The 18,644-nt window shown below is 58.9% G+C and carries 16 protein-coding genes and 1 pseudogene; 11 read left to right on the forward strand and 6 right to left on the reverse strand.

The genetic code is table 11. From position 1 onward, the window contains the following. The first annotated feature begins 36 nt into the window (after nucleotides 1–36). The gene (xylB, locus tag EC836_RS17590) at nucleotides 37–1,497 is read left to right on the forward strand and encodes a xylulokinase (protein ID WP_123335499.1); all 1,461 of its coding nucleotides are present in this window, start codon (nucleotides 37–39) and stop codon (nucleotides 1,495–1,497) included. Nucleotides 1,498–1,544: 47 nt separating this feature from the next. Here the strand turns inward: xylB and EC836_RS17595 are convergent, their stop codons facing one another. Next, entirely contained in the window at nucleotides 1,545–2,312 is a 768-nt protein-coding gene (locus tag EC836_RS17595; RefSeq protein WP_123335501.1) for an amidohydrolase, read from the reverse strand. Further along, nucleotides 2,300–3,460 (reverse strand): pyridoxal phosphate-dependent aminotransferase, encoded by a 1,161-nt coding sequence (locus EC836_RS17600; protein WP_123335503.1) that lies wholly within the window; start codon nucleotides 3,458–3,460, stop codon nucleotides 2,300–2,302. Before EC836_RS17600 ends, EC836_RS17595 begins: the two co-directional genes overlap by 13 nt. Nucleotides 3,461–3,606: 146 nt before the next feature. Between EC836_RS17600 and EC836_RS17605 the strand changes: the two genes are divergently transcribed. From EC836_RS17605 to EC836_RS17615, 3 genes are read left to right on the forward strand one after another with little or no spacing between them, the layout of a single operon-like run. Beyond that, a complete protein-coding gene (locus EC836_RS17605; protein WP_123335505.1) occupies nucleotides 3,607–4,221 on the forward strand; it encodes a methylthioribulose 1-phosphate dehydratase in 615 nt (204 codons plus the stop codon). Then, nucleotides 4,218–4,907: an acireductone synthase gene (gene mtnC, locus EC836_RS17610; protein WP_123335508.1), complete on the forward strand. Its 690-nt coding sequence runs from the start codon at nucleotides 4,218–4,220 to the stop codon at nucleotides 4,905–4,907. The genes EC836_RS17605 and mtnC overlap by 4 nt, the downstream gene beginning before the upstream one ends. Then, nucleotides 4,904–5,446 carry an acireductone dioxygenase gene (locus EC836_RS17615; protein ID WP_123335510.1) on the forward strand — a complete coding sequence of 181 codons (543 nt, stop codon included), beginning with the start codon at nucleotides 4,904–4,906 and terminating at the stop codon, nucleotides 5,444–5,446. Before mtnC ends, EC836_RS17615 begins: the two co-directional genes overlap by 4 nt. 194 nt (nucleotides 5,447–5,640) lie before the next feature. Here the strand turns inward: EC836_RS17615 and mtnA are convergent, their stop codons facing one another. Next, a complete protein-coding gene (gene mtnA, locus EC836_RS17620; RefSeq protein ID WP_123335512.1) occupies nucleotides 5,641–6,666 on the reverse strand; it encodes an S-methyl-5-thioribose-1-phosphate isomerase in 1,026 nt (341 codons plus the stop codon). 110 nt (nucleotides 6,667–6,776) lie between these two features. On the opposite strand from mtnA, the gene mtnK reads away from it, so the two are divergent. Continuing rightward, the gene (gene mtnK, locus EC836_RS17625; protein WP_123335514.1) at nucleotides 6,777–7,976 is read left to right on the forward strand and encodes an S-methyl-5-thioribose kinase; all 1,200 of its coding nucleotides are present in this window, start codon (nucleotides 6,777–6,779) and stop codon (nucleotides 7,974–7,976) included. A 419-nt stretch (nucleotides 7,977–8,395) separates the two neighbouring features. Here mtnK and fadE read toward each other — a convergent pair. After that, nucleotides 8,396–10,804, reverse strand: a pseudogene (gene fadE, locus EC836_RS17635) (acyl-CoA dehydrogenase FadE); the annotation flags it as partial. 218 nt (nucleotides 10,805–11,022) lie between these two features. Between fadE and lpcA the strand changes: the two are divergent. Beyond that, nucleotides 11,023–11,601 (forward strand): D-sedoheptulose 7-phosphate isomerase, encoded by a 579-nt coding sequence (lpcA, locus tag EC836_RS17640; protein ID WP_123335520.1) that lies wholly within the window; start codon nucleotides 11,023–11,025, stop codon nucleotides 11,599–11,601. Nucleotides 11,602–11,682: 81 nt separating this feature from the next. Then, on the forward strand, nucleotides 11,683–12,450 hold the full coding sequence (locus tag EC836_RS17645; RefSeq protein WP_123335522.1) for a class II glutamine amidotransferase: 768 nt from the start codon (nucleotides 11,683–11,685) through the stop codon (nucleotides 12,448–12,450). On the opposite strand, the gene dpaA is transcribed toward EC836_RS17645, so the two are convergent. Then, nucleotides 12,421–13,155, reverse strand: coding sequence for a peptidoglycan meso-diaminopimelic acid protein amidase (gene dpaA / locus EC836_RS17650; protein WP_123335524.1), 735 nt, complete (start codon nucleotides 13,153–13,155; stop codon nucleotides 12,421–12,423). The two genes, EC836_RS17645 and dpaA, sit on opposite strands and share 30 nt — an antisense overlap. A 225-nt stretch (nucleotides 13,156–13,380) precedes the next feature. Here dpaA and dinB point away from each other — a divergent pair, with 225 nt between their 5' ends. Continuing rightward, the gene (gene dinB / locus EC836_RS17655; RefSeq protein ID WP_123335526.1) at nucleotides 13,381–14,436 is read left to right on the forward strand and encodes a DNA polymerase IV; all 1,056 of its coding nucleotides are present in this window, start codon (nucleotides 13,381–13,383) and stop codon (nucleotides 14,434–14,436) included. Nucleotides 14,437–14,591: 155 nt separating this feature from the next. On the opposite strand, the gene pepD is transcribed toward dinB, so the two are convergent. Further along, nucleotides 14,592–16,049 carry a beta-Ala-His dipeptidase gene (pepD, locus tag EC836_RS17660; RefSeq protein ID WP_123335528.1) on the reverse strand — a complete coding sequence of 486 codons (1,458 nt, stop codon included), beginning with the start codon at nucleotides 16,047–16,049 and terminating at the stop codon, nucleotides 14,592–14,594. A 258-nt stretch (nucleotides 16,050–16,307) separates the two neighbouring features. Here pepD and gpt point away from each other — a divergent pair, with 258 nt between their 5' ends. The 3 genes from gpt (at nucleotide 16,308) to crl (ending at nucleotide 18,593) form a co-directional block, all read left to right on the forward strand. Next, nucleotides 16,308–16,766 (forward strand): xanthine phosphoribosyltransferase, encoded by a 459-nt coding sequence (gene gpt, locus EC836_RS17665; protein WP_123335530.1) that lies wholly within the window; start codon nucleotides 16,308–16,310, stop codon nucleotides 16,764–16,766. 118 nt (nucleotides 16,767–16,884) lie between these two features. Continuing rightward, nucleotides 16,885–18,135, forward strand: a complete 1,251-nt coding sequence (frsA, locus tag EC836_RS17670; protein ID WP_123335532.1) for an esterase FrsA — start codon at nucleotides 16,885–16,887, stop codon at nucleotides 18,133–18,135. Nucleotides 18,136–18,191: 56 nt separating this feature from the next. Further along, nucleotides 18,192–18,593, forward strand: a complete 402-nt coding sequence (gene crl, locus EC836_RS17675; protein WP_123335534.1) for a sigma factor-binding protein Crl — start codon at nucleotides 18,192–18,194, stop codon at nucleotides 18,591–18,593. Nucleotides 18,594–18,644: the final 51 nt, after the last annotated feature.

An 18,644-nucleotide genomic window follows, 5' to 3' on the forward strand; every position in this document is an offset into this window, starting at 1 on the left:
GCCACCTGCGGGTGGCGCCTGTTCAGGACACTCAATATGTACATTGGAATCGATCTCGGCACGTCGGGCGTCAAAGCGATCCTGGCGGATGAACAGGGACGAGTGCTTGCCTCCCATACGGAAGCTCTGACGCTGCAGCGGCCGTACCCCCTCTGGTCCGAGCAGGATCCGCAGGCCTGGTGGCAGGCTACCGACAGTGCCGTTCGTTCACTCGGCCAGCGGCATTCACTGGCGGACGTGAAGGCGATAGGCCTGGCGGGGCAGATGCACGGCGCCACGCTGTTAGATAAGCGGCAGCGTGTGCTGCGCCCGGCCATTCTCTGGAACGATGGCCGCTGCGGCGAAGAGTGCCGCGATCTTGAGGTGGCCATTCCTGAGCAACGGCGCATAACCGGCAATCTGATGATGCCGGGCTTCACCGCGCCAAAGCTGCTCTGGCTGGCGCGCCACGAGCCGGATGTGTTTCGCCAAATCGATAAAGTGCTGCTGCCGAAAGATTATCTGCGCTTTCGCATGACGGGCCGCTTTGCCAGCGATATGTCGGATGCCTCCGGCACGCTGTGGCTGGATGTGGCCCGCCGCGACTGGAGCGACCGCATGCTGGAAAGCTGCGGCCTGACCCGCGGCCATATGCCTGAACTCTTTGAGGGCAGCGATATCACCGGGGTCCTCCACGCGAGCATTGCCCGCGAGTGGGGCGTTCCGCCGGTGCCGATCGTCGCGGGCGGCGGCGATAACGCGGCCGGTGCAGTGGGGGCCGGTATTGTCGATCCCGGTGCGGCAATGCTGTCGCTGGGGACGTCCGGCGTCTATTTCGCGGTCAGCGAGGGTTACCATAGTAATCCTGAAAGCGCGGTTCATGCTTTCTGCCACGCGCTGCCCGACCGCTGGCATTTGATGTCGGTGATGCTCAGTGCGGCTTCCTGTCTGGACTGGGCCGCACGCTTAACCGGCGTGGGGAGCGTTCCCGCCCTGATCGAAAAGGCACAGTCTGCCGCGCCCGGCGCGGGCGGACCGATCTTCTTACCTTATCTTTCCGGGGAGCGTACGCCGCACAATAATCCGCATGCCCGGGGCGTGTTTTTTGGCTTAGGTCATGAACATGGTCAGGCGGAGCTGGCGAAATCGGTGCTGGAAGGCGTGGGATATGCGCTGACCGACGGGATGAACGTGGTGAATGCCGCCGGGGTTAATCCCGACAGCATCACGCTGATTGGCGGTGGCGCACGAAGCCCCTGGTGGCGGCAGATGCTGGCCGATATTTCTGGCAAAGTGCTGGATTACCGCACGGATGGAGATGTAGGGCCGGCGCTGGGGGCGGCCAGGCTGGCACAGCTTGCTCTGTCGCCGCACAGCACCTTTGGTGATCTCCTGCCGCCGCTGTCGCTTGAACAGCAGCATATTCCCGATGCTGACCTGCACGCGCAGTATGCCGGGCAACAGGCGCGATTCCGCTCCCTGTATCGCCATCTTGCGCCCATGATGTCGGGGGAATAATCCACGCGCGCGGTAAAGAAACGGCCCGTAACGGGCCGTTAGTATATTTATAAACTGAATGAATCTGCATCCCGCCATGCCGGAAACTTCTCGCGATACTCGCGCAAACTCTCCAGCGACAGCTCCGCTTCAAGAATTGCAGGCTGGTGGGGCTCTCCGGCGGCAAGTATCTCTCCCAGCGGGCTGAAAATCCGGCTGTCGCCGCTGTAGCCGTGGCCGTTGCCGTCGGTGCCCACGCGGTTGCATCCGGCAATATAGGCCTGATTTTCAATCGCTCGCGCCTGCAGCAGCGCCTGCCAGTGTAGGGCGCGCGGGGCAGGCCAGTTCGCCACGTACAGCGCCAGATCGTAGTCATTCTGGTTGCGGGCGAAAACCGGGAAGCGCAGGTCGTAACACACCTGAGGTAGAATGCGCCAGCCACGCCACTCAAACACTTCACGGCGATCGCCTGCCAGATAGTGCTCGTGCTCACCGGCCATGCGGAACAGGTGGCGCTTATCGTAGAAGTGCACCGCGCCGCCCGGTTCAACGAGGAAGAAGCGGTTAACCGCGCCTTTTGCCGTCTGGATCGCCGCGCTGCCGGCTACCATCGCGTGGGTTGCAGCGGCTTTTGACTGCAGCCAGCTAATTACCTCACTTTCTGGCAGCGAGCTTTTTGCCGCTTCCATCGCAAAACCGGTGGTGAACATCTCCGGCAGCACAATCAGGTCGCGTTCTTTCAGGCCGTCCAGCAGCGAATCAAAGAAACGCAGGTTGGCTTCGCCATCCATCCAGACCAGCGGTTGCTGGAGTACGCTAATTTTTAAAGTTGACACAATCGCTCCGCAGCAGCGTCCAGCGTGGCTTCCTGTTTGGCGAAGCACAGGCGGATCAGTTTATGAGGGAAGGCATCGGCGCAGAACACCGACAGCGGAATCGCCGCTACGCCCACTTCTTTTGTTAACCACTGGCAGAATGCCACATCGTCGAGATCCGAGATAGCGCTGTAATCCGCCAGCAGGAAGTAGGTACCTTCGCACGGCAGCAGCTTGAAACGGCTGGCGGAGAGAGCCTCAACAAAACGGTCGCGGCGGGCGCGGTAAAATTCCGGCAGCTCGCGGTAGTGCTCCGGGTGCTGCTGCAGCATATCGGCCAGCGCCAGCTGCGCCGGGGTGTTGACCGAGAAGGTCAGATACTGATGCACCTTGCGCACTTCTGCGCTCAGCGCGGCGGGGGCCACGCAGTAGCCGACTTTCCAGCCGGTCATATGGAAGGTTTTACCAAAGGAAGACACGGCAATCGCCCGCTCGCGCAGTTGCGGATGCGCCAGCACGCTGGCATGGCCGGCTTCATCAAAGCAGATGTGCTCGTACACTTCGTCGCTCAGAACATAAATTTCCTGCGCGGCAATCGCCTGCCATAGCTGGGCGAAGTCGCTTTTCTGCCACACGGTCGCGGAAGGGTTATGCGGCGTATTGAGGATCACCAGGCGAGTGCGCGGCGACAGCAGGGCGGTGAATTCCGCCCAGTCAACGCGAAAGCCGGGAGGCTGTAGTGCAATGCGCTTCATCACGCCGCCCGCCAGCGTCACTGCCGGGGCGTAGCTGTCGTAGCTTGGGTCGAAGCAGATCACTTCATCACCCGGACGCACCAGCGCGGTGATCGCCGCGTACAGCGCTTCGGTGGCACCGGCGGTGACGGTGATTTCACTGTTCACATCCGGCTGATAGCCGTAGAGCTCGGCGGTTTTCTGCGCAATGGCTTCACGCAGCGGCGCCACGCCGATCATCGGCGCGTACTGGTTAGCGCCCTGGCTGACGTGATAAGCCAGGCGCTCCTGCAGATATGCAGGGCCGTCAAAATCCGGGAACCCCTGGGATAGATTGATCGCGTTGTGCTGCTGGGCGAGCGCGCTCATCTGTGTGAAGATGGTGGTGCCCAGTGCGGGCAGCTTGCTCTCTGGCGTGAATGACGTCTGGCTCATGGTTACAACCCTTGCTGAATGCGGTTTTATGATGTTGTGTCCTGTGTTGCTGCCAATATATCACGGTGATACTATTTGGCAATCGAGACGCTTAGACGGCTAAAATCAAGTCCTGAATAAATAGTCCCAGAGGAATAAAAAAAGAGATGACCCAGACCTCACAATTGGATCAGCTGGTTAGCGCCTGTCACTGGATTGGTGAACGCGGCTGGGCTCCGGCCACCGGCGGCAACATGTCCATCCGCCAGGACGCGGCGTTCTGCCTGCTGAGTGAATCCGGTAAAGACAAAGGCAGCCTGACTCGCGATGACTTTATCCAGGTGGAAATTGCCAGCAATCGCGTGCCCTCCGGGCGCAAACCCTCAGCGGAAACCGGCCTGCATACGCTGATTTATCGCCTGTTCCCGGAAGCGGGTGCGGTACTGCATACCCACACCGTCAACTCAACCGTGCTTTCGCGCGTGGAGAAAGGCGCTGCGCTGGAGCTGCAGGGTTATGAGATGCAGAAAACGCTGGCGGGCCAGCACAGCCATCTGGACTGCGTGCCGATTGCGTTGTTTGATAACGATCAGGATATTGATGGTCTGGCGAAGCGCATCGAGCAGTTTGCTGCACAGAATCCGCTGCGCTACGGTTTTCTGCTGCGCGGCCATGGGCTGACCTGCTGGGGCAAAGACGTTAACGAGGCGCGCCGCCATCTTGAAGGACTGGAATTTCTCTTCCAGTGTGAACTGCAACGCCGCGTTCTGGAGAGCCAATGATCCGCGCTATTGTTACCGATATTGAAGGCACCACCAGCGATATTCGCTTCGTTCATAACGTGCTTTTCCCCTACGCTCGTGAAAACCTGCCTGCCTTTATCAAAGGCAACGAGCAGCAGCCTGCGGTGGCTCAGGCGCTGGCCGATCTTCGCACTGAGGTGAATCGTCCGGATGCCACGGCGCAGGAGTTGATTGAGGTGCTGTACGGCTTTATGGATGAAGATCGTAAGTCTACCGCGCTGAAGGCGCTGCAGGGCATGATCTGGCGCGACGGCTATCTGAACGGTAGCTTTACCGGCCATCTGTACGCCGACGTGCTGCCTGCGCTGCAACAGTGGCAGCAGCAGGGCATCGCACTGTATGTATATTCATCTGGCTCAGTAGCAGCGCAGAAATTGTTATTTGGCTACAGCGATGCGGGTGATATCACTGATCTGTTCAGCGGTTACTTCGATACTCACGTCGGTGCCAAGCGTGAAGTGAATTCCTACCGCAACATCGCGGAGCAGATTGCGCTGCCCGCGGCGGAACTGCTGTTTTTATCCGATATCCACCAGGAGCTGGACGCCGCACGGGAAGCGGGCTGGAATACCCTTCAGTTAATACGTGGCGAGGCGGATGCCGAGAGCAGCCATCGCCAGGTTTCAGGTTTCGATCAGATTAACCAGGAGCTGTTGAATTCATGAGTGCACTGACTATTTTTACCGATACCGATGCGGCCACCCAGGTCTGGCACAGTACCGATGCGGCGGAAATCGCCGAAAAGCTGAAATCCAAAGACGTGCGCTTTGAGCGCTGGGAAGCCGACCGCGATCTGGGGGAAAACCCGGATGCCGCGACGGTGATCAACGCCTATCAGCACGCGATCGATCGCCTGGTGGCCGAGAAAGGCTATCAGAGCTGGGATGTGATCAGCATGCGTGCGGATAACCCGCAGAAAGACGTGCTGCGCACTAAATTCCTCTCGGAGCACACCCACGCTGAAGATGAAGTTCGCTTCTTCGTTGAGGGTGCCGGTCTGTTCTGCCTGCATCTGGACGGGCACATCTATCAGATCCTGTGCGAGAAGAACGATCTGATCTCAGTGCCAGAAGGCACCGCGCACTGGTTTGATATGGGTTCCGCGCCGCACTTCACCGCGATCCGTATTTTCGACAATCAGGAAGGCTGGATCGCCAATTTCACCGGCGACACTATCGCTGACGCCTACCCGCGCCTGCCTTAATTTACATAACGGGGTTGCTGCTTCAGCCTCCCCGTTCTCTTTACCTCGTACCCCGCACTGCACACTCCGTTGACTTCGAAAGACCTTTATTGACGAGAAGCGACCGTCAGCCAGAGCCTTAGAGCGATCCGTGCGAAAGGGGCAATGACATTCACGGTACAGCGGATCATTTTCCGACCCGCTGATTCACTCCGTCATTCGCGGGGCTGAAAAATGCCCGCAGTCACCTGCTCCGGGGTGACCACGCCGGTATCCAGAACCCATCCGCTGATTAATGACGCTGGCGTAACGTCAAACGCCGGGTTGTAAACCTGCGCGCCTTCCGGTGCCCAGGTTACGTCGCCGAAGCTGCCCGCCACGCCGGTCACTTCGCTGGCCGCGCGCTGCTCGATTGGGATAGCGCCGCCGTCCGGGCAGTGGCGATCCAGCGTGGTGTGCGGCGCGGCCACGTAGAACGGCACGTTGTGGTACTGCGCCAGCACCGCAAGGCTGTAGGTGCCGATCTTATTGGCGACGTCGCCGTTGGCGGCAATGCGGTCCGCGCCGACCCAAATCGCATCGACTTTGCCCTGCGCCATCAGGCTGGCGGCCATCGAATCGCAGATCAGATGATAAGGAACGCCGAGTTCACCCAGCTCCCACGCCGTTAAGCGCCCGCCCTGCAATAACGGACGGGTTTCATCGACCCACACGCTGGTGACTTTTCCCTGCTGCCAGCCGCGGGCGATGACCCCCAGCGCGGTACCGACGCCGGCGGTCGCCAGCCCGCCGGTATTGCAGTGGGTCAGCAGGCGGCTGCCGGGAACGATCAGCGCGCTGCCCGCTTCGGCGATGTTGTCACACAGGGTTTTATCTTCCGCCACCAGGCGCAGCGCCTCGTCGGTCAGCGCGGTGGCATAGTTGTCCTGCGCCAGCACTAACTTCATGCGATCGAGGTTGTTCATCAGGTTAACCGCCGTCGGGCGCGAAGCGCGCAGGGTTTCCAGCGCCTCCGTCAGCGCCGGACGCGGCATTCCCTGTTCCGCCAGCAGCGCCAGCAGCAAACTCGCGGACAGCCCGATCAGCGGCGCACCGCGCACCCGCAGCGTTTTGATATGTTCCACCAGGCTGGCAACATCCGGCGTCGGGCACCAGATTTTTTTCTGCGGCAGGGCCTGCTGGTCGAGGATCCACAGTTGACCGTCGCGGATCTGAAGGCTGGTGGTACTGAGTGTCTGCATAAGTGAAATCCTGGTTGCTTTAATGCGACACATTGTGCCAACATGTCTGATGGATGTATAGACGTCTGAACGGCTTATTAAAACGAATTTGTCTTATGGGGGTTAGGGTAATGTCGCAATACCGTACGTTCACCGCAGCGGATGCCGTGGAATATGCTCGCCAGTTTGGCGGCGTGAATAATCCTGACAGCCTGGTCGATTCGCTGGAAGTGGGCGATGGTAATCTTAACCTGGTGTTTAAGATTTTCGATACCCAGGGCATCAGCCGGGTGATCGTCAAGCAGGCGCTGCCTTATGTCCGCTGCGTGGGGGAATCCTGGCCGCTGACCCTGGACCGGGCAAGGCTGGAAGCGGAAACCCTGATTGAGCACGGCAAATTTTGCCCGGAGCACACGGTCAACATCCTGCACTACGACGCCGAACTGGCGGTAATGGTGATGGAAGATCTCTCCGATCACGCCATCTGGCGCGGCGAGCTGGTGAAAGGGAAAAACTATCCTCTGGCCGCGACGCAGCTGGGCGGTTACCTGGCCCAGACGCTGTTCCATACCTCCGATTTCTTCCAGCATCCGTATCAGAAGAAAAAGGACGTGATCCGTTTTACCAACCCGGAACTGTGCGATATCACCGAAGAGCTGTTCTTCAACGAACCGTACGAGCAGCACGATCGCAACGCCTATCCGCGCGAGCTGGAGCGCCTGGCCGAAGCCCTGCGTGATGATGAAGAGCTGAAAGTGGCCGTTGCCGGGCTGAAGCATCGTTTCTTCAGCCATGCCGAAGCGCTGCTGCACGGGGATATTCACAGCGGTTCCATCTTTGTTGCCGAAGGGCGCCTGAAGGTGATTGACGCCGAGTTTGGTTTCTATGGCCCGATTGGCTTTGATATCGGCACGGCGATCGGCAACCTGCTGATTAGCTACTGCGCCGCGCCGGGATTACTGGTGCCAAGGGAAGCCGCCGATGCGCGCGAGCAGCGCCTGAACGACGTGCGCGATACGTGGAACAGCTTTGCGGAAGGCTTCCTGGCGTTGGCCGCCGAGAAGAGTACCGATCGCGCGCTGGCGACGCCGGGATACGCGCGTGAGTTCCTCGGCAAGGTGTGGCGTGACACCATCGGTTACTGCGGCACCGAACTGATCCGCCGCACCGTCGGCATGTCGCAGGTTGCCGACATTAAAAATATCGACGATCGCGCGATGCAGGTGGAGTGCGTGCGCCAGGCGATTACCCTTGGTCGCAGTCTGATCCTGCTGGCGAACCACGTGCCGGATATCGATGCGCTGATTATGCGTATTCGCCAGAATGGCTGAATGCTGATGGCATGGGCCGGTTGCCCGTCGCTGGCGCATGTGGCCCAGCTTTATTAGCGAGAAAAACGCCAGGCCTCACAGGCTGGCGTTTTTTTAATTGTGGGTTTCTGATGCGGTTGAGCTGCCTGAGCTGCCTGAGCTGCCTGAGCTGCCTGAGCTGCCTGAGTTGCCTGAGCTGCCTGAGCTGCCCGGTGGTCTAACAAAAGTAACCGCCAGGCAGCATCGTCAGGCCGTCAAACTCAGGCAACCTGAAGCTACGCCGCTTCGGTTTTACCCGCCCCCTGCGGCTTTACCGCGGCGGGTTTCTCCAGCGTGACCGAGGCTGAATCATCCAGCTTGCCGGACTGACCCGGCGCTGTTGCCGCAGATTCCCCCGGCTTCGTTGGTTTATCCAGCGCGATCTTATCAGCGCCTTCAGCCCTCACCGGACGGGTCGCCAGCGCATCGGCCGCAAACTCATCGACGTTGATTGAACGCAGACGGCTGGCCTCGGCGCGGATCAGGACGTCGGCTTCCGCCTTAGTTAACCAGCCGGCCCGCTGGCCTTCGGCAGCCAGCACGTCCAGGCGGGTGAACGGCAGATGTTTTTTCTGCTCTTTCGACACCCGTTCGTGGATGACTTCCGCCGCCATGACATCGGTTAAGGCCTGCTCCAGCTGGCCCGCCGGGTTGTGTTCGCTCGGTGCCAGGTACTGGCCGCGGCCCAGACGGCTGCGGGTGGCAGAAGGCAGCTGCAGAATACGCGCCAGCTGGTGGTCAAGGCGGTCGGTCGGCGCGCGGCAGTGACGGCCGGTCGGGAAGATCACCACGCGCAGCAGGCCCGCCACCAGACGATTCGGGAAGTTACGCAGCAGATCGTCAATCGCCGTTTCGGCCTGATTCAGCGCATCCTGCACGCCCCAGTGCACCAGCGGCAGATCGGCTTCGTTACGGCCCTCATCGTCATAGCGCTTCAGCGCCGCCGAGGCGAGGTAAAGCTGGCTGAGAATGTCGCCCAGTCGAGCCGAGATCCGTTCACGGCGCTTCAGGCTGCCGCCGAGTACCGACATCGAAACATCGGACAGCAGGGCGAGGTTAGCGCTGATGCGGTTCAGATGCTGATAGTAGCGACGGGTGGCGTCGCGGGTTGGCGAAGCGCTGGTCAGGCCGCCGGTCAGGCCCAGCCACAGGCTGCGCATTTTATTGCTGCCGACGTGGCCGATATGTTTAAACAGCGCCCGGTCAAAGGCCGCCACGTCGTTATTCTGCGCGGCTTCCATCTCTTCCAGCACGTAAGGGTGGCAGCGGATCGCCCCCTGGCCGAAGATGATCATGCTGCGGGTCAGAATGTTCGCGCCCTCAACGGTAATCGCAATCGGTGCGCCCTGGTAGGCACGGGCGAGGAAGTTACTGTTGCCGAGCATAATGCCTTTGCCCCCGGCGATATCCATCGCATCCATAATCGCCCGCTGGCCGCGGTGGGTGCAGTGGTATTTCACAATCGCCGACAGCACGGCGGGTTTTTCTCCCTGCATAATGCCGTAGGTAATCAGCGACGCAGCGGCATCCATCACATAGGCATTACCGGCAATGCGCGCCAGCGGCTCTTCGATGCCCTCCATCTTGCCGATCGGCAGGCGGAACTGGCGGCGGATATGGGCGTAGGCACCAATCGCCAGCGCAATGCTCTTCAGGCTGCCGGTGGAGTTAGACGGCAGGGTAATGCCGCGACCGACGGAAAGGCACTCAACCAGCATCCGCCAGCCCTGACCGGCCATCGCCGGGCCGCCAATAATAAAATCAATCGGTACAAAAATGTCTTTCCCGCGCGTCGGACCGTTCTGGAACGGCACGTTCAGCGGGAAATGACGGGTGCCGATTTCCACGCCCGGGGTGTGGGTCGGGATCAGCGCGCAGGTGATGCCCAGCTCTTCGGTGTTGCCCAGCAGACGATCCGGATCGGACAGTTTGAACGCCAGCCCCAGCACGGTGGCCACAGGGGCGAGGGTGATGTAGCGTTTGTTCCAGGTCAGGCGCATGCCCAGCACCTGCTCGCCCTGCCAGTCGCCCATGCACACCACGCCGGTATCGGGGATCGCCCCGGCATCGGAGCCCGCTTCCGGGCTGGTCAGCGCAAAGCAGGGGATCTCATCGCCGCGCGCCAGGCGGGGCAGATAGTGATTTTTTTGCTCTTCGGTACCGTAGTGCTGTAGCAGCTCGCCGGGGCCGAGGGAGTTAGGCACGCCGACGGTGATGGCCAGAATGCCGGAAACGCCGGCCAGCTTTTGCAGAACCTGAGCCTGCGCGTAGGCGGAAAATTCCAGCCCGCCGTACTCTTTCTTAATGATCATCGCAAAGAAACGATGCTGTTTCAGGAAGGCCCAGAGTTGCGGCGGCAGGTCGGCCATTTCGTGGGTGATTTCAAAATCGTTCGCCATGCGGCAGGCTTCTTCCACCGGACCGCTGATAAACGCCTGTTCCTCTTCGGTCAGACGCGGCTGCGGGTAGTTGTGCAGCTTTTTCCAGTCCGGCGCGCCGCGGAACAGATCGCCTTCCCACCAGGTGGTCCCGGCGTCGATGGCTTCTTTTTCGGTACGCGACATCGGCGGCATCACCTTGCGGAAGGTGTGCAGCACCGGTTTGCCAAACATAGCCTGGCGCATCGGTAGCAGGTTTAACGGCAGCAGGATGATGGCCAGCGGGACCAGCAGCCAGAAGGTCCACAGTCCCACAAGGCCAAGAACGGCAGTCCACGCCAGTAGCGCGATGCTGCCTGCCACAAGGTTGACGCGGTGATAAAACAGGGCACCAATCAGCACGATTGTCGCCACAATACTGAGAACCATCATAACGTGCGCTCCGTAAGTTGTAAGAGGTCCGACCTGTTGGTTATATGTTTAGATTAGCGCTGGCTCAGATGCAATCTGTTTACATAATAATTACAACCTGGCTCACAAAGCGCCGCACTTCCGGGTAAACCGCGCGAGGGAAAGGGAGATTGCTTCACGCCCTTCTGGCAAGTTGATAAACTTAACCCGTCACTTATTCCTAAAAAGGATCTCTCCCTATGTACCAGGACATCATTCGCGCCGAGCTAAACGAAGCCGCCGACACGCTGAATAAGTTTTTAAGCGATGACGCTAACATCCATGCGATTCAGCGGGCGGCCGTGCTGCTGGCCGATTCCTTTAAGGCGGGTGGCAAGGTGCTTTCCTGCGGTAACGGTGGTTCGCACTGCGATGCCATGCACTTTGCCGAAGAGCTGACCGGCCGCTATCGTGAAAACCGTCCGGGCTATCCGGCGATTGCGATCTCTGACGTCAGCCATATCTCCTGCGTGGGCAACGACTTTGGCTTTGACGCCATTTTCTCCCGCTACGTTGAAGCGGTAGGCCAGGCGGGTGATGTGCTGCTGGGGATCTCCACTTCCGGCAACTCTGCCAACGTGATTAAAGCGATCGACGCTGCCCGTGCCAAAGGGATGAAGGTGATCACCCTGACCGGTAAAGACGGCGGCAAGATGGACGGCTCGGCGGACGTGGAAATCCGCGTGCCGCACTTTGGTTTTGCCGACCGCATTCAGGAGATCCACATCAAAGTGATCCATATCCTGATCCTGCTGATCGAAAAAGAGATGGCGAAGTAATCCCTGCCGTTGCCCGCCTGCGACGTTGCGCGGCGGGCACTCCACGGTTATCCGTTTCAAGGTTGTTGACGAGGAATCACTATGTGCGAACTGCTCGGGATGAGCGCGAACGTCCCGACGGACATCTGTTTTAGCTTTACCGGGCTGGTGCAGCGCGGTGGCGGAACGGGTCCGCATAAAGATGGCTGGGGTATTACCTTCTACGAGGGTAAAGGCTGCCGCACATTTAAAGATCCGCAACCGAGCTTCCAGTCGCCGATTGCGCGTCTGGTGCAGGATTACCCGATCAAGTCGTGTTCGGTGGTGGCGCATATACGCCAGGCCAACCGTGGCGAAGTGTCGCTGGAAAACACGCATCCTTTCACCCGCGAACTGTGGGGCCGTAACTGGACCTATGCGCATAACGGCCAGCTGAAAGGCTACAAGAATCTGGATACCGGGCCTTACCGGCCGATCGGGGAGACCGACAGCGAACTGGCCTTCTGCTGGCTGCTGCATAAGCTGACCACGCGCTATCCGCGCACGCCGGGAAACTGGCCTGCGGTGTTCCGCTATATCGCCGAGCTGGCGGGGGAGCTAAGGGAGAAGGGCGTATTCAATATGCTGCTGTCGGACGGGCGCTATCTGATGGCGTTCTGTTCCACCAATCTGTTCTGGATCACCCGCCGTGCGCCGTTTGGCAAAGCGAAGCTGCTGGATCAGGACGTGGAAATCGATTTTCAGAAGCAGACCACGCCGAATGACGTGGTCACGGTGATTGCAACGCAGCCGCTGACGGCTAACGAAACCTGGAACAAGATCGCCCCAGGCGAATGGGTACTATTTTGTCTGGGTGAGCGCGAGAGCTGAATCCGGCGCGCCTGTGCCGCTCATCATCGGGCGGCTCAGCACATACTTACCGCCGCTGACGCTGACCGACGGTGGCTGTTTTGTCTGCACAAACTGCGCATAGCCGGGCTGAAGCTCTTTCCAGAAGCTGAAATAGGTCGAGTAGCGGTGGCGCTGCATATTGCTTTCGGTCATGCGGAACGGATAAATGCTGACGTCAACGCGCTGCTGGCCGTTGCGCAGAGCGGCTTCCACATAATGATAAATCTCGTCCATATAGGCGTCGGTCATGGCATAGCAGCCAATGGACACGCAGTTGCCGTGGATCATCAGATACTTGCCTTCATAGCCCTGCTGGCGATCGTACTCGTTCGGGAAGCCGACGTTGATGGCACGATAAAAGCGGCTGTCCGGCTTCAACTGGGAAAGTCCAACGTTGTAAAATCCTTCCGGGCTCTTGAAGTCCCCCTGGCGACGCTTTGGCCCCAGTCCACCGGAAAAATTACAGATGCGATAGCTGTCGAGCAGGCGGTATTCGTTACCGATCTTGCCGTAAAGCTCAAGGGTGCGCTCTTCTTTGAAGATCTGCAGATACACCGGCGTACCCAGCAGTTGTTTCTTTAACTCTTTGCTGACCGGAGCCAGTGGCTGTACCGCGTCGGGTACGCTGGCAAAGACAACGGCGGGCAGAAAAATCATCGCAAACAGCAGTGCGATTTTGGTCATTCTTGTTCCCTTGAAAAAGAGGGTGGGGTGCAACGCCGAAAGGCGTCTGTAACTTGCAATATAGGACAAATCCGCTATCGCGGCGATACCATAGCATTGTCTATTTTTTTCTCAAGATAGTGAAGATTAAAAACCTTATTACTGCCGTGATTGCGGGTGAACCGACATTTATTGATATCGCCTGATTTAACTGTATACTTATACAGTGCGTTGTCGGGGGGCGTTATGCGTAAGATTATTCACGTGGATATGGACTGCTTTTTTGCCGCCGTGGAAATGCGTGACGATCCGAGCCTGCGTGATATTCCGATCGCCATTGGCGGCAGCCGGGTTGAGCGTGGAGTCATCAGCACCGCCAACTATCCGGCGCGCAAATACGGCGTGCGCAGCGCCATGCCAACGGCTATGGCCCTAAAGCTTTGCCCCCATCTCAAAGTCATCCCCGGACGCTATGAGGCTTATAAAGAAGCCAGCGCCCATATTCGTGAAATTTTTTCCCGCTATACCTCGCTGATTGAGCCGCTGTCGCTGGACGAAGCCTACCTTGATGTTTCCGACAGCTCCCACTGCCAGGGCTCCGCGACGCTAATGGCGCGCGAAATCCGCCAGGTTATTCATCAGGAACTGGATCTGACCGCCTCAGCCGGCGTGGCACCGATTAAATTCCTTGCAAAGATCGCCTCTGATATCAACAAACCCAACGGCCAGTGCGTCATTACCCCCGAGGAGATGCCCGACTTTCTGCTTTCCCTGCCGCTGGAAAAAATCCCCGGGGTGGGCAAAGTCACCGCCCGCAAACTGGAAGAGCTGGGGCTGAATACCTGCGCCGATGTGCAGAAAAGCGATCTGGCGATGCTGCTTAAGCGCTTCGGAAAGTTTGGCCGGGTACTGTGGGAACGCAGCCACGGTTTTGACGATCGTGAAGTGATCACCGAGCGTCAGCGTAAGTCCCTCGGCGTGGAGCGCACGCTGTCAGAAGATATTCACGACTGGGAAGCATGCCTGGAAATTATCGATCGGCTGTATGAGGAGCTGGAACGTCGGCTGATCAAAATTAAGCCGGACCGCCAGATTGCCCGTCAGGGCGTGAAGCTGAAGTTTAATGACTTCCAGCTAACCACCCAGGAACACGTCTGGCCGGAGCTGAATAAAGCCGATCTGATCGCCGTGGCGCGTAAAAGCTGGGACGAGCGGCGGGGAGGGCGCGGGGTCAGGCTGGTGGGGCTGCACGTGACGCTGCTGAATCCACAGCTAGAGCGGCAGCTGCTGCTGGGGTTGTAGCGGGGCATGGCATGATTAAGAACGCTGCCGCAGTGTTATGCGGTAGCGTTCATCAGATAGCGCATTCCATGGAGAACACAGGCAGGGTTTGCATACATCCTGCTGTGTGAACACTCGCATGGCTTAGCGTGGCGATTCCCGGGCTGGAAATACTTTTATTTCGCCGGGATCGCCTTCAGCAGCGCGGTCAGCAGCTGCCAGTACAGGCCAACGCTGGCGATATGCACCTGCTCATCCGGCGAGTGCGGGCCGGTGATGGTGGGACCGATAGACACCATATCCATCTCCGGGTACGGTTTTTTGAACAGACCGCATTCCAGACCCGCGTGAATCACCTGAATATTCGGCGTGCGGTTAAACAGCTTCTCGTAGGTTTCACGCACCAGCGCCATCACCGGCGAGGTCGCGTCCGGCTGCCAGCCAGGGTAGCTGCCCTTCGCCAGGGTTTTGGCTCCCGCCAGCTGGCCGAGCGCGGTCAGCATTTCCACCACGTACTCTTTACCGCTGTCGATCAGGGAACGCACCAGGCTGTTAATCACCGCTTCGTCGCCCTCAAACTTCACCACGCCGACGTTCAGCGAGGTTTCCACCACGCCTTTCATCACGTCAGAGTTGCGGATCACGCCGTTCGGGGTGCTGTTCAGCAGGGCAATAAAGGCATCTCGGCTCGCGGCAGTCAGCGGCCGTTCGCTGCTTTCAACGGCTTCGGTGACGATAGCGATATTCTTCTCGACCAGACTCAGCTCATTTTGCAGCGTGGTCAGATAGCCTGCCGCCAGTGATTTCAGACGATCGACCTTATCGGCTGCAACCGCGAGGGTCGCGAACGCCTCACGCGGGATTGCGTTGCGCAGCGTACCGCCGGTAAAGTCGATCAGACGCAGGTCGAGATCCGCCGCGTGGGCGAACAGGAAGCGGGACAGCAGCTTGTTGGCGTTGCCCAGACCGATGTGGATATCGCAGCCGGAGTGGCCGCCTTTCAGCCCTTTCAGCGTCAGCTTCAGCGTATGATAGCCCGCTGGCAGCGCCTCACGAGTCAGCGCCAGGGTGCTGGTAAAGTCGATACCGCCCGCGCAGCCCATGTAGATCTCACCTTCCTCTTCCGAGTCGGTATTGATCAGGATATCGGCCTGCAGCCAGCCGGCCTGAAGTCCAAATGCGCCGGCCATACCGGTTTCTTCGGTCATGGTCAGCAGCACTTCCAGCGGACCGTGCTCAACGCTGTTATCCGCCAGCACGGCCAGCGCGGACGCCATACCGATGCCGTTATCGGCACCCAGCGTGGTGCCGCGCGCTTTCACCCACTCACCGTCTACCCACGGCTGGATCGGATCTGTAGTGAAGTCGTGCACGGTGTCGTTGTTTTTCTGCGGCACCATATCCAGGTGCGCCTGCAGGGCCACCGGCTTGCGGTTTTCAAAGCCCGGCGTGGCGGGTTTACGAATCAGGATATTGCCGACCTGGTCACGTTCATGCCAGAACCCCTGCTCTTTAGCCCAAGACATAATGTGGCTGGCCAGCGCTTCTTCATGATAGGAAGGATGGGGAATGGAACAAATTTTGGCAAAAATATCCCACAGTGGCTGCGGGGATAATTGAGACAATTCAGACACGTTGACTCTCCTGTGTCAGCACCGCCGACCGCCGTTAAGGCAGAGGCGTGCGTTAAATTCGGTTGGACAATTCCCGTCAGCGGATCTGACGCGATGGGGAAATAGTATCACCGTTTGTCTGGGCCTGCTTACTTCGCCCCGGCAAAAAAGCGGTTATTGGCGCCTCTGGTGCTGGTTTTTAGCGCTTCAGATCTCTATAATTTCGCGCAACCTTTCCCATTGCACATTTTTAAGCCAGTTTCTGGTCGGGATCTTTTTATGAGTGAAAAATACGTCGTCACCTGGGACATGCTGCAGATTCATGCCCGTAAACTGGCACAGCGCCTGCTTCCTGTTGAACAGTGGCAGGGCATTATCGCCGTCAGCCGCGGTGGCCTGGTCCCCGCTGCACTGCTGGCTCGCGAGCTGGGCATTCGCCACGTTGATACCGTCTGTATCTCCAGCTACGATCACGACAACCAGCGTGAAATGAAAGTGCTGAAGCGTGCAGAAGGGGACGGCAAAGGGTTTATCGTGATTGATGACCTGGTTGACACCGGCGGCACCGCGCAGGCGATCCGCGACATGTACCCGCAGGCGCATTTTGTCACTATCTTCGCCAAACCGGCCGGTCGTCCGCTGGTCGATGATTACATCATCGATATCCCGCAAAATACCTGGATTGAGCAGCCATGGGACATGGGCGTTGCCTACATCCCGCCAATCGTTAAAGACTGATTGATATGGCTCAATGCGCGCCCGGTTTTACCGGGCGCGTCTGTTTTTATCCTTCGCGCGCGGGCAGCGGCTACGATAGACTGGACGCCTGTCCAGAATGCCGGAGGAACTCCCTGCCATGTCGCCGAAAAACCTCAGCGAAGAACTGTTCAAACCGCGTTTTAAGCATCCTGAAACCTCGTCGCTGGTGCGGCGTGTGCATCATCATCGTCCGTTAAACATCAACTCCACGCTGGATGGCGAAAGCCACGCTGGCTGGTATCGCATGATCAATCGCCTGCTGTGGGCCTGGCGCGGACTGACGCCGCAGGAAATCAGCGAAGTGCTGGCACGTATTGCGGTCAGCCGGGTGGAGCATACCGACGATCGGCTGCTGGATACGGTGATTGGCTATCGCAGCGGCAACTGGATCTATGAGTGGTCAAAGCAGGGCGCGCAGTGGCAGCAAAAGGCCAGCGAGTGTGAGGACGATCTGCTGTCCGGGCAGTACTGGCTGCACGCGGCGAATCTGTACAGCCTTGCGGGTTATCCCTATCTGAAAGAGGATGAGCTGGCCGAGCAGGCACAGCTGCTGGCGAACCGCGCGTATCAGGAAGCGACCAGTCGCCTGTCGGGCGAACTGCGTGAGCTGACGTTTAACATTCCCGACGGCAGCCCGGTCACCGGCTTCCTGCACATGCCGCCGGGCGTATCGGCACCCTATCCAACGGTGATGCTGTGTGCCAACCTCGACTCGCTGCAAAGCGACCATTATCGCCTGTTCCATGATTACCTCGCGCCGCGCGGCATCGCCATGCTGACCCTCGACGTACCGTCGGTGGGCTTTTCCGCCAAATGGAAATTAACGCATGACTCCAGCTTCCTGCATCAGCACGTGCTGCGCCAGCTGGAGCAGGTGGCATGGGTCGATCATACCCGCGTCGGCGTCTTCGGTTTCCGCTTCGGCGCGAACATCGCCGTCCGTCTGGCTTACCTCGAACCGCAGCGTCTGCGCGCCGTGGCGTGTCTGGGGCCGATTGTTCACAGCCTGTTAAGCGACACTGCGTTGCAGGATCGGATCCCGGAAATGTATATGGACATGCTGGCCAGCCGGCTGGGGATGTCCAGCACGTCCGACAGTGCGCTGCGCATTGAACTGAGCCGCTTCTCGCTGAAGCTGCAGGGGCTGCTGGGCCGCCGCTGCACCGTACCGATGCTCTCCGGCTACTGGGCGAACGATCCGTTCAGCCCGGAGGAAGAGTCGCGGTCGATCGTCAACTCTTCCGTCAGCGGCAAGCTGCTGCCGATCAAACCTTCGCCATCAATGAATAATTTTGACCGCGGCCTGCACGATATCTGTGACTGGCTGGTCCGGCAGTTAAGCGCATGAGTTGCTAAAATCCCTGACTTTGCTACAACTATAGGCCCAACCAAGGAGGTTTAACGATGACGTTACCGAGTGGACATCCTAAAAGCCGTTTAATGAAGCGTTTCGGCTCTTTAGGCCCGTACATCCGTGAGAACAAGTGTGAAAACGATCGCTTTTTCTTCGACTGTCTGGCAGTTTGCGTCAATGTCAAACCCGCACCGGAAGAACGAGAATTCTGGGGCTGGTGGATGGAACTGGAAGCGCAGGCGGACCATTTCACCTACGAGTACTACTTTGGTCTGTTTGACAAGCAAGGCAACTGGAAGCCGACAGCCGTAAAGGGTAAGGATAACAATGCCCGCCTTGAAGAGACGTTACGCAAGTTCCACGAGCGCCTGAAGGCGTTGCTGAAAGAGCTGGAGCTGGATTTACGCCCTGCGGCTGATTTCGCCGAGGAGCCGGTAAAGCTGAGCGCGTGATGCGTTCTGAGAATAAGAAAAGGCTGGAGAATTCCAGCCTTTGTTTTAAGT

The organism is Erwinia sp. JUb26, from assembly GCF_003751505.1.
Taxonomy (GTDB): Bacteria; Pseudomonadota; Gammaproteobacteria; order Enterobacterales; family Enterobacteriaceae; genus Erwinia.